At 33.6% G+C, this 13859-nt stretch carries 4 protein-coding genes; all 4 read left to right on the top strand.

Features of this window, described 5'->3' with window-relative positions:
- Positions 1–6: 6 nt before the first annotated feature.
- The 4 genes from ACXAHM_RS09600 (at position 7) to ACXAHM_RS09585 (ending at position 13807) form a co-directional block, all read left to right on the top strand.
- Positions 7–2502, top strand: coding sequence for a glycoside hydrolase family 2 TIM barrel-domain containing protein (locus ACXAHM_RS09600; RefSeq protein ID WP_474960214.1), 2496 nt, complete (start codon positions 7–9; stop codon positions 2500–2502).
- 115 nt (positions 2503–2617) lie between these two features.
- Positions 2618–4066, top strand: a complete 1449-nt coding sequence (locus ACXAHM_RS09595) for a sulfatase-like hydrolase/transferase (RefSeq protein ID WP_474960234.1) — start codon at positions 2618–2620, stop codon at positions 4064–4066.
- 349 nt (positions 4067–4415) lie between these two features.
- Positions 4416–10562 (top strand): PKD domain-containing protein, encoded by a 6147-nt coding sequence (locus tag ACXAHM_RS09590; protein WP_474960213.1) that lies wholly within the window; start codon positions 4416–4418, stop codon positions 10560–10562.
- Between the two features lie 269 nt (positions 10563–10831).
- A complete protein-coding gene (locus tag ACXAHM_RS09585) occupies positions 10832–13807 on the top strand; it encodes a T9SS type A sorting domain-containing protein (RefSeq protein ID WP_474960212.1) in 2976 nt (991 codons plus the stop codon).
- The last annotated feature ends 52 nt before the right edge of the window (positions 13808–13859 follow it).

Raw genomic sequence — 13859 nt, 5'->3', positions numbered from 1 at the left:
AAAGAAATGAATAAATTAAAGAAATTAAGTTTTGGCGTGCTGTCTATTTTAGTAGCATGTTCTCAGCAATTGCCTCAAAAAGAGGTAAATAATTTAGAAGAAATAAGTTTTAATGATCATTGGAAATTTTCTAAAGGAGAGATAAACAATGGAATGGCATTAGACTTAAACGATGACAATTGGAGATTATTAGATTTGCCACACGACTGGGCAATTGAAGGTCCTTTTGATAATGCCTATAATGCACGTTGTGGAGGCCTTCCCTTTCATGGAGAAGCTTGGTACAGAAAGGATTTTAAGGTACCTGTTTCTATGACTGGAAAAAAAGCATTTATTCATTTTGAAGGAGTGATGAATAATGCCGAAGTTTATGTGAACGGTCAAAAAGTTGGTGAAAGACCTTATGGTTATATTGGTTTTGAATTAGATATGACTCCTTATATAAATTTTGGAGGTGAAAATACGATTGCCGTTAAATGTGCTCCTGAGGATTTAAGTTCTAGGTGGTATCCGGGAGCTGGAATTTACAGAGATGTTTGGTTAGAGTATAAAAACCCAATTCACATCGATTTTGATGGAACATTTGTAAAGACCCCTTCAATTTCAAAAGAAGAAGTAAAGATTCAGGTTGAGGTTGACTTAGTAAATACTTTAGAAGAGGAAGAAAATATCACACTGGAAACGATATTTTTTGATGCCAACGCTAATAAAGTTGGGAATATTTCCACAGAAGTTACATTGGCACCTAATGAAAAGAAAACATTCTCTCAAAAAGCAGCAATTTCTAATCCAGTATTATGGAAAATGAATGCTCCTCATCTTTATAAGGCAACAACTTTTGTAAAGCAGGGGAACCAAACACTCGATAAATATGAATCCACTTTTGGTGTAAGAACAGTAGAATTTTCTGCTAAAGAAGGTTTCCTATTAAATGGTGAGAGAATTCAATTACAAGGGGTTTGTTTACATCATGATCAAGGTCCATTAGGCACTGCTGTTAATAAAAGAGCAAAAGAACGACAGCTTCAGATTATGAAGGATATGGGAGTTAATGCTATAAGAACTAGTCATAACCCTCCTTCAAAAGTATTACTAGAATTGTGTGACCAAATGGGTTTAGTTGTCATTGATGAAGCCTTTGATAACTGGAGAATGGGTAAAGTAGAAAACGGCTACAATAAAGTGTGGGATGAATGGAGTGAAAGAGATCTAAGAGATTTAATTAGAAGAGATCGTAATCACCCATCAATCATAATGTGGAGTATAGGAAATGAAATTCTTGAACAAGGGAGAAAAGACGGTTGGAAAGAAACAAGACGATTAGCTCAAATTACAAAATCAGAAGATACTACTCGACCTGTAACAGCTGGTTTTAATTATCATCCAGCATCAATAGTTAATAAATTAGCACACGAATTAGATGTCGTAGGTTTTAACTATTTTCCGATGCGTTATGATAAAATCTTAGAAGAGCATCCAGATTGGGTCGTTTATGGTTCAGAGACCTCTTCATGTACAAGTTCGAGAGGATATTATGATCATCCGATCGAACCTAAAGTGACAGAAGGTTCAATGCAGGTAACTAGTTATGATTTAGTGGGGCCACCTTGGGCTTATCCTCCAGATTTAGAGTTTGATATGCTCGCTAAAAGTCCTAGAATTTTAGGAGAATTTATGTGGACAGGGTTTGATTATTTAGGAGAACCTACCCCATTCGGTGGAAAAGATAATTCAACAAATGGATATTGGAATGGAGATTGGCCAATTCATTCATCCTATTTTGGTGCAGCAGATTTATGTGGTTTTCCAAAAGATAGATACTTCTTATATCAAAGTCAATGGACAGATAAGCCAATGGTACATGTATTACCTCATTGGAATTGGGAAGGAAAAGAAGGAGAAATTATTCCAGTACATGCTTTTACAAATGCGGAGGAAGTAGAATTATTCGTTAATGGTAAATCATTTGGTAAAAAAGTGAAGGGAGTAGATTTAACTCCAATAAAAATGACACACAGAGACTGGAAGGAAGAAGGTCCATTAATGTCAAAATATCGATTAAATTGGGATGTACCTTACCAGGCTGGAACACTTGAAGTTGTCGCTTACACTAAGGGAAAGGAAGTTGCTCGTAAATTGATTAAAACAGCAGGTAAGCCGCATCATATTGTATTAGAAGGAGATAGAACTTTAATTGCAGCTGATGGTAAAGATTTATCCTATGTAACCGTTAAAGTAGTCGATAAAGATGGAAACTTTTGTTACAAAGCAAAAAATGACATAAAATTTACTGTTAATGGTGATGGAAACCTTGCAGGGGTCGGTAATGGTGATGCAGCATCATTAACTTCTTTACAAGGTGATCATATGGAAGTTTTTAATGGATTAGCATTAGCAATAATTAAAGGGAATAAAAATGCTCAAGAAGAAATAACTTTAACAGCAACTTCACAGGGTTTAGAAAGTGCTTCATTAACAATTTCGTTTCAAGCTTCACTCTAAAAATAGCAAACAATGAAAATATCAAAATTACTGATGATCCCTATAGCTATATTAGGTATAGGGTGTCAAAAAAAATACTTCTCAAACTGAAGAATAACTAAATGCTAAACCTAATATTATATTTGTATATATGGATGATTTGGGTTATGGTGATATTAGTGCTAATGGTTCTACTACTATCAATACCCCAAATATGGATGCCTTAGCAAATGGTGGTATCAATTTTAGTAATGGTTATGCAACCTCAGCAACTTGTACTCCTTCAAGATATGCGGCTTTCACAGGTGAATATCCTTGGAGAAAAAACGCAAGAATTTTACCAGGTTCTGCACCAATGTTAATTAGTACTAAGCAAATGACTTTGCCTAAAATGTTAAAAGCCCAAGGTTATGAAACAGCTATTACAGGTAAATGGCATTTAGGTTTAGGAACACATGATAAGAATTGGAATGAACATATTTCACCGGGTCCTAACGAAGTTGGTTTTGATTATTCTTACATCTTAGCAGCTACTCAGGATAGAGTTCCAACAGTATATATTGAAAACGGATATGTTGTAAACTTAGATAAGAGTGATTCTATTAAGATAGATTACAAAAAGAATTTTGAAGGTGAACCAACTGCTTTAACCAATCCAGAAATGGTAGAAATGAAGTGGCACCATGGTCATAATAATTCTATAGTGAATGGCATTCCAAGAATTGGTTTTATGAAAGGTGGTAAATCAGCTTTATGGAGTGATATAGACATGGCAGATCATTTCTTAGATAATGTAAAGAAGTATATCAAGGATAATGCAAAAACAGAAAAACCATTTTTCCTAACTTACACAATGCAGCAGCCCCATGTACCAAGAACACCTCACCCAAGATTTGTTGGTAAATCTGGTATGGGTCCTAGAGGTGACGTAATTATGGAAGCAGATTGGTGTATTGGTGAATTAATGAATACAATTAAAGAAAGTGGTATTGAAGATAATACACTTATTATTTTTACATCTGACAATGGTCCTGTCTTAAATGATGGGTATTATGATCAAGCTGTTGAATTAGCGGGTAACCACGATCCAAACGGTGGCTTAAGAGGTGGAAAATATTCATTATTCGACGCAGGGGCACATGTTCCTTTTATCACTTACTGGAAAGGAAAAATTCAGCCTGGAAAATCTTCTGCACTTGTTTGCCAAATTGATTTATTAAATTCGTTATCAGCTTTAGTGGGAAGTACAGTAAGAAGTGAAGATTCAGAAGATATTTTAAATGCCTTGTTAAATCATAAAGAGGAAGGTAGAGAATCCGTTATTTTGGAAGCAACAACAAGAACATCTTTCAGGAAAGGAGATTTTGTATTAATTCCTCCATACAAAGGTAAAAAGGTGAACATGGAAGTTAATATTGAATTAGGTAATGATGATGCAATTCAATTATATAATTTAAAACTAGATCCTACTCAGAAAAATAATTTGGCAAGTCAACAGCCAGAATTAACACAACAACTCCTTGAAGAATTTAAAAAACTTAGAGGTGATGGATATAAAAAGACCGAGAAATTAAAATTGATGTAGTCTAATATTCCTTTCTTTTAAATGAATGGAGTCTTTGATAAAAGGGCTCCATTTTTTTGTTCCACAAAATTAAACACTTAAATATTCTATTTTACAACCTATATTTTCTATATTTCACAATACTTTTTTACTAGAGTTGAAATAATTACTTATTTATTTAAGGGAATGACACTTCATTTTTTAAGGATATTTCTTTAAAAAATTACCCCCCGTAAAAGGGGATTTTTTTACACCCTATTTTTTAGTGTAAGAATTACATATTTGAAAAGTTGAAACACTTTTTTAACAAACTATTATTTAGTACGTGATGAAATATATTTACAATCTAAAGTCTCTCTTAAGTCTTTTTATGTTGCTATTCTCATTGGGCAACATTCAAGCTCAGACGCTTTCGGGGACTGGAACTGAAGAAGATCCATACATAGTAAACTCAAATGATGATTTAATTGAGTTATACTCAAATACTACTTATTGGTCAGGATACATATCACTAACAAGTGACTTAGATATGGACGGTCAAGTTTTCCATCCTATCGGTTACAAGCCAGCAGGTATTGATGCGATTACTTTTACGGGAACATTTAATGGTAATTTTCATGTAATCGAAAATTTAACTATTACACCACATGATGATAATGGAGACAATAGTTTAGGATTTATAGGTTATTCTCAAAATGGAACAATAAAGAACTTAGGAATACTAAACTTGAACTTTGATAGCCGTAGTTATGCAAGAGTTGGTGGAATTGTAGGGTTTGCACAAAACACAACTATTATAGATAGATGTTTTGTATTAGGTGGAAATATCACTGCTAATGGTAATATTGGTGGTATTGCAGGACAAATGGATGGACAATCTATTACTAACTGTATATCTAATATTACTTATGCCTCTAATGGATGGGGAAATGATACAGGTTTAGTAGGGAAAATTGATGCAATGTACCCTAACACTGTACTATCAACATCAATTAATTATGGTGATAACAGAGCTTTAATGCCTGATGGTAGAATAGGTGGTGCAGCTGATAGAGATTTCTCAGGTTTATATGCGATTCAAACCTCTACAAACGCAAATGAAAGTTCATATGTTACCGTACTTACATCAATGGAGATGACTGATGTAAATAATTTCCCAGATCTTGATTTTTCTGAAACTGGTGCATGGGAAATGAGAGAAAATTCATACCCTGTTCTTAAGGGTTTTCCTGCATCTGCATTTGCTTCTTTAAAGTCTTACACTCCTGTTCCACTTAAAATCACATCAAATGGTACCGATCCAATTGTAGGAGCAACTATTACAATTGATGGAACAGATTACACGACAGATGCAGAAGGTATGTCACCTGAATTACTTGATGAAGGTGTTTATGATTATACTGTTAATGCTGATGGCTATCAAGAGTATATGGGATCATTTACAATTGATGAAACCACAAGCCTAACTACAATTACTTTAGTACCTGCAGGAATTCCTACATATACTACATCAATCATTGTAAATAATAATAAAGGAGAATTATTAGAGGGTGCTGAGGTTTCAATTACCAATAATGATACATATACAGAAGAGGGAACTACAGATAGCAATGGAGAAGTAGCTTTTGAACTAATGGTTAATGGTACTTATGATGTATCAGTTACAAAAGCAATTCATGAAACATATACAGGTACGATTACTGTTGCTGATGCAAATGTAAATGAAACAATTACAATGACAGTAATAAATATTGCTCCTGTTGCAGTAGTACAATCTAACTTTTCAGTTGAATCAAACCAGTTAGTAACACTTGATGGTACTGCTTCTTATGATGAAAATAATGATGATTTAACTTATGATTGGACTGCTCCTGATGGAATAACACTATCTAGTACTACAGAAGGTATGCCTACTTTTACTGCACCTGCAGTAACTCAAAATACTAATTATACTTTTACACTAACTGTCAATGATGGAACGGTTACATCTGAAATAGCTTCAGTAACAGTAACTGTAAAAGAAAAAATTATTAATGGAGAAAATATCCTTGTTAATGGAAGCTTCGAAGAAGAACTAACAGTAGGTTGGATGGGAACAGCAGCTTATGAAAGATCTAATGAAATTGCTGGTGATGCATTAGGAGCATATAGTTTATATATAAACGAAGTAAATAGAATTGATGCCCTTGAGACAAGTGAGGATAGCCGTTTTGATCTTACTATAGGGAAAAGTTACACGTTAAGTGGTAGAGTAAGAGTAGATCAAATGGATGTACCAGTTTTCAATATCCGTTTAATTCCAAATGGTGAGTGGCCTGCTGATGGAAAAGATAACTACAAAATAGCTATTACAGATCCATCAATTGATTGGGGTGATTATTCAGTGACACTAGGTGAATGGTTATATTTTGAAAAAACATTATTAATTGATGAAGAATATACTAGCCAAGTAGTTTCAAATGGAGACATGGTAACGTCTAGAGTTTATTTTCAAAGCCCTAATGGAGCAAATGCTCAGATATACTTAGATGATTTTAAATTAATCGAAAATGATGTTGATTTAAATTTAAATGCAGGAGAAGATATTACAACAACTCCTGGAAGTACAATTAACTTAAATGCTTCAATTAACTCTTCTGATCCTTTTGTTTATACTTGGACTGCTACAGAAGGTGTAACACTTTCTTCTAATGATCAATTAAGTACTTCTGTTACTGTAGATGAAAACATTACTGAAGAGGTAAGTTATACACTATCTATTACAGCTACATTAGGTGAATTTAGTGTTTCTGATGAGGTTGTTGTTACTGTTTTGCCAAGTATGACTGCATCAGCAGGCGAAGACCAAAGTGTCGAAGCTGGAGAAATAGTAACTCTTGATGCTTCAGGTACCGAACCAGCACAATCAACTTTATTATGGACTGCTCCTGAAGGAATAGAACTTTCGGATGTAAATGCTGTGATGCCGACATTTACAGCGCCAACTGTTGCTGTCAGCACTACCTATACTTTTACTTTAACAGCTTCACTAGGTGAACAAAGTGAAATGGATGAAGTAATCATAACAGTAAATCCAAGTACAATTCCGGTTGCAGATGCTGGTGAAAATCAAACGGTTTTTGTGGGCAATTTAGTTACTTTAGATGGTTCTAATTCAATGGCTCAAACAGCAAACGAATTAGTATACAACTGGGTAGCTCCTGAGGGAATTGAGTTATCAGATGCAACAATAGCAATGCCTACTTTCACAGCTCCATTTGTTGAAGATCCAACTGATTTCGAATTTACATTAACAGTAACTGATGGTGATCAAACTTCAGCAGTAGCTACAGTTGTAATTACAGTGATGAGATCTGGTATCTTAGGTAATGAAATTATTGTTAACGGTGGATTTGAAGAGGAATTAACAGTAGGTTGGTCAGGTTTAGGGAGCTATACACGTTCAGACGTAGTTAGTGAAGATTCTGAGGGAAGCTCTAGTTTATTCATTGAAGAAGCAGGAAGAGTAGATGCAGTACAAACCAATGAGGAAAGCTTCTTTGATATTAAAATTGGAAGTCATTATAAATTAAGCGGTAGATTCAGAATAGACCAAATGGAAGTTCCTGTGTTTAATATTAGAATAATGCCTGATGGTGAATGGCCAGCTCCTGAAGTTGATAATTATAAAGTAGCATTTACTAATGAAGGGATTACTTGGGGTGATGTTACCGTAAGAATTGGTGAATGGATTTATTTTGAGAAAACGATTCTTTTTGATGAAGCTTATACTGTTCAAGATGTTGCAGTAGGTGATGCAATAACGTCTAAATTATACATGCAAAGTCCAGATAATGCAAACATCATTGCTTATCTTGATGATTTTAGTTTAGTGGAAAGTGGAATTGATTTTGAGCTAACTTTAGGAGATGATTTTTCTGTATTGCCAGGTATGACCGTTGATCTTATTGGATCACATAATTCATCAAGTGACTTTACTTATACTTGGGTAGCACCTGAAGGTATCACATTATCAAATTCAGATCAATTAGCGACTTCATTTGTAGCGCCTTCTGATATTACAGAAGAAACTAGTTATACATTTACTCTAACAGCAACATTGGGAGAATATTCTACTACTGAATCAGTTACAGTAACTGTTCTTCCTTCAATAACTGCTAGTGCTGGAGAAGACCAAGAAGTTGATGCGGGTGATTATGTAATGTTAGATGCAACAGGTACGATGCCTTCTCAAGCAACTTTAGTTTGGACAGTCCCAGAAGAAATTGAATTGTCAGATGTAAATGGTATTACTCCTACTTTTACAGCTCCAATTGTAAGTGAAATAACAGAATTTACACTAACATTAACAGCTACTTTAGGAGAAATATCTGCTACAGATGAAGTGGTGATTACTGTTAACCCTAGTGTTATACCAATTGCAAATGCAGGAAATGATAGAGTGGCTTACGTGGGCGGTTTGGTAACTTTGGATGCTTCAAACTCAATTAGTCAAACTGATGGAGCATTAACTTATAATTGGAAGGCCCCTGAAGGAATAACACTTTCAGATGCGTCTTCTTCTATGCCTACTTTTATTGCTCCTGAAGTTGAAGAACCCACTGATTTTGTTTTCAATTTAACAGTAAGTGATGGTACTAATACTTCACCTGAAGTAAGCGTAACAATCACAGTAATGAATTCATACTTAAGTGGTGAAGAATTAATTATAAACGGTGGATTTGAAGAGGAATTAACAGTAGGTTGGTCAGGCTTAACGAACTACACACGTTCAGATGTGGTCAGTGAAGATTCTGAAGGAAGCTCTAGCTTATACATTGAAGAACCAGGAAGAGTAGATGCAGTACAAACCAATGAGGAAAGCTTCTTTGATATTAAAATTGGTAGTCAATATACTTTAAGTGGAAGGTTCAAGGTAGATCAAATGGATGCTGCTGTTTTTAGTATGAGAGTTATGCCTGATGGTGAATGGCCAGCTAATGGAGCAGATAATTACAAAGTTTCCATAACAAATGAAGGTATTACTTGGGGTGATGTTAATGTAAGAATTGGTGAATGGGTATATTTTGAAAAAACAATTCTTTTTGATGAAGCATATACTATCCAAGATGTTGCAATAGGTGATACAATTGCTTCAAGATTATACTTGCAAAGTCCAGAAAATGCTAATATCATCGCCTATCTTGACGATATTTCATTAACGGAATATAACATTGATTTTATGGTAGATTTAGAAGAAGAGATAAGTGTTAAAACTGGTGAAACAGTAGAGCTGTCAGCTACTCATAATTCTTCAAATGAATTTACTTACACTTGGGAAGCTCCTGAAGAATTAATGTTATCAGCTTCTGAAGGAGAAACTGTTTCAATTACAGCTCCTAGTGATATAGAAGATGTTACAGAGTATGTAGTTACTTTAATACTTCAAAGTGGAGATTTTACAGCAACAAAAGAAATAACTGTCACTGTTGTTCCTGGTGTTACAGCCAATGCAGGGGAAGATCAATCAGTACAAGCAGGTACAGAAGTTCAATTAGATGCTTCAGCTTCCGCTCCTTCAAATGCTGAATTTATGTGGATTGCTCCTGAAGGAATAACTTTATCAGATGTTACGGCAATTATGCCAACTTTCATGGCTCCTGAAGTAGCAGATGAAACAGAATATCAAATTGTTCTAAATGTAACAGTAGATGGATTAGTAGTTTCTGATACAGTAACAGTTACTGTTTTCCCAGCTCTTACTGCTAATGCAGGGGAAGATCAAGTAGTATTCATTGATCAAGTAGTAACTTTAGATGGTTCAGGAACGGTACCTTCAAGTGCGGACTTAACTTGGACTGCTCCAGAAGGAATTACATTATCTGACTTAAACGTAGCAATGCCGACGTTTACTGCACCTGATGTTACAGAAGAAACTGAATTAACTTTTGTTCTTACTGCCAATTACGATGGTGAAACGGCAACCGATGAAGTGACAATTACAGTTATGGCATCACGTTTACCAGTAGCTAATGCAGGAGAAGATCTAACAGTGAATATAGGTGATGAAGTAACTTTAGATGCCTCTGCTTCTACTCCAACCAAGGCAATCTTGGAATGGGTAGCGCCAGAATCTATTGAGCTATCAGATGTTAATGCAATTAACCCAACATTCATAGCTCCATCAGTTGAAGTGGATACTGAATTTATGTTTATATTGAAGGTGACAATTGATAATAATACTGTTTTAGACGATGTGATTGTGACAGTATTAGCTGAAGAAAGTGTTCCAACTTCAATTGACTCAGAGTTATTATCGTTAGCTGTTTATCCTAATCCAGCGCAAGAATTGATCACGATAAAGACTGCTGAAAAAGCTACAGTAATTATTGTTGATCTAAACGGAAGAGTTTTAAAACAACAAGAATTAATTCAAGGTACTCATAAGATGAATATTTCAGATTTAAATACTGGAGTTTATATACTTCAAGCAATTTCTGGAGAAACATCTCAAAGTGTTCGTTTGATTAAGAATTAATAAATAAGCGATATTTCATTAAATGAATATGAATAATTTTAATATACCGGGGTTTATGACCTCGGTATATTTTTTTTACCCCCCCTGTGGTCTTATTAAATATATTTTACCCCACTAAATTGAAAGATTTATTCTTCACCTCCATCACGGAACCTCATTACATTAGTACAATAATTATTACTTATCAACTAAAAACTTTTGTACTGCATCCAATTTTTTTTTTAAAAAAGATCTTGTAGTTCAGGAGTTTATTCTTTTGGTTATTACTTATGAGCAATTCTACAGACAAGTGGCAAAAACCATTTTATCTTCTGATTACTATTAGTCTGATTTTTCAGCATAACTTATTATTTGGGCAGACTAATGTTGAAATAAATACAGAAGTTCAGAGATACATTGGAGATGTATCTTATTTAGAAAGAAATAAATTTTTTAATCTTCATTCTAATTCAAATGATCAAGATTTATTTCAATTTTATGAAGAGTACAATGCCTATCCAAGTAGAGGTTTTTGGGGGCCATTTTCATATTCTAAAAACCGAGGAAATAATCTTGGTCAATACCCAAGCTTTAAAGCAACTAATGATAATGTAAAAAATGTAAGTCGTTTTGTAGCCACAGAACATCCACGAAGTTTATTTTATGATGGAATAAATGCAAACGAAGCGGGTGATTGGGTAGTGAATTACTACAGTGCATGGGTGAATGATAATGAGAGGCCTATGTTTTTTGAACCTATGAATGAACCTTTTGTACATGCTGTAGATTTTTATGAAGGAAATTGGATTTCAGAAGAAGAAGACCGAATAAAAAGACAAATGGCGGAAGTATTTAATACAATTGGTGCAAAAATACATAATGCTCCAGCGTTGTCGAATATGAAAGTAATTGGTTATTCAGCAGCATGGCCATCAATGGAATTAAGAAACTTTTCTCATTGGGATGAAAACATGAAAATGTTTATGGATGTTGCTGGTGACAATATGGATGCCTTTGCCACTCATTTGTATGATGGGGTAAATGTAACAGGCCAGAATAATTTACGCTCAGGAAGTAACTCTGAAGCAATTTTAGATTTAATTGAAACCTACAGTTACAATAAGTGGAATTTAGTAAAACCTCATGCATTAACAGAATACGGAGGTATAACTAGAGGTTTTAGCGAAGGTTATAGCGATTTAGAAAGCATTCAAACAGTGAGGAGTATTAACCATATGCTTTTTAATTTTCTTGATCGCGAAAATGTTATTGATATCTCCATCCCTTTTATTACAGATAAATCAACTTGGCATCTTACTGCAGAAAATAACTACCAACCTTATGGTGCAGCTTTATTTATACCAACTAATATTGGAGAAGCAAATGTAGAAGCTTGGGAGTTCTCTCCTAAAATATATTTTTATGAATTATGGAAAGATGTAAATGGAAAAAGACTTCAAATAACTTCTGATAATCCAGATGTTCAGGTACAATGTTTTAATGATGAAAATATTATATATGTTGCATTTAATAATCTTAGTGAAGAAGAGGAATCTATAAATCTTTCATTTATAAATAACCTTGAAAATATCACGTCATTATCTAAAAAATCACTTAAGATTTATGATGAATTAAACCCTGAATTTACCATCACAAATGAAGAAATAGATTTAAATACTTTAGCCTTAATTCCAGGTGAAACTGTTCTATTAACTTATACTTTACAATCATCTCTAGAAATTAATGAAGTTTTAAGGGAAACAAAATATTACACTTCAACGCATCTTCAACCAATCTTGGCTAATAACTCACTGAAATTCAATTTTGATAACGTTATCACTACTAATGCTAATTTTGCTACTATACAAATGGGAATTGGTAGAAAACACAAAAAATCAAAAACTCCAGTTATTACAGTGAATGGTACAGAGGTATTATGTCCAAATAATTGGAAAGGTTCAGATCAATCAAATAGAGATGATTTTTTTGGAGTAATAGAGATTCCTTTTGATGTGTCTTTATTACAAACCTCTAATGAAATAAGTATTACTTTTCCCGATAATGATGGTCATGTGAGTTCAGTTATATTAGAAGTACATAACTTAGAAGCACCCACAACACAAGTAGATGATATAGGTATCATCTCCCCTTTAACAGAAGTGTTAAGTGGAAATTCAGTTACTATTAATTTATCATATAGTGCTACACAATCAAGAGACGTGGTTGTAGAATTTTGGTCTGCAGATGCATGGTTGGGAGAAGCTCGTCAAACGGTAGAGGCAGGAGAAGATTCAGTATCATTAAATATTCAATTTACTAATGAAATAGTAGTTGGTGATGGGTATATAATTAAAGCAAGTATACGACCTGTTGGAACTGATTGGACTGAGAATATAAGCAGAGATCAAATTAATGATATCATGGTAGTAAGTGAACTAACTGGTGATATTGAAGAAGAGGAAGAGGAGGATAATGAATCTAATCCTTTATTTACCATCAATTTGACCTTTACTGATGAAAGTCAATCACCAATAAAAGATGTAGAACTTAACTTTCATGATGATTCTTTGTCTTTTCAATCTGATATAAATGGACAAATTAAAATTGATAGTTTAGTTTCAAATAATTATCATTTAGTTGCCGAAAAAGAAGGTTATAATACAATTGATACTTTATTAGAAATTACAAACGCTGATATTGATATCACTTTAGTATTAGTACTTGAAGAAGTCGAAATTGAGGAAATTACTTTAATTGCTGATGCAGGTGAAGATCAGACAGTTTATAGTGGTGAAGAAGTAACCTTTGATGGAAGTAATTCTTCCCCTAACGATGTAAGTTATTTATGGCTTTCTAATGACGGATTGAGTTTTCCAAATAATAATGCCTCTACTTTTTCTTTTATTGCTCCAGAAGTAGAAGAAGAAAAATCTTTTACTTTCAGATTAACTATTAGTAAAGATACTATTAGTGCTTTTGATGAGGTAATATTAAATGTTATCCCTAATATAGAAGAGCCTAATTCTATTGATGACTTACAATCACTTTATTCCATATATCCTAACCCTGTTATTTCAGAATTAATTATTGACACCTCATCATCTAGTCAACTATATATATATGATTTAGTCGGAAATAGTGTCTTCAATTATAAACTAAAAACAGGTATTAATAAGTTGGATTTAAGTGGTTTAACTAAGGGTATGTATATTGTTTCAATGGAAAATGGACAAAGTATATACAGTAAAAAACTTTTTAAAATGTAAAATATTTTCACTTTATGATAATATGGAATACTTAGGCATTTTGTCTAAGTAT

It is taken from the genome of Flammeovirga sp. AWQ4_249, assembly GCF_056161045.1.
This window is presented reverse-complemented; position numbering and strand designations above follow the sequence as displayed.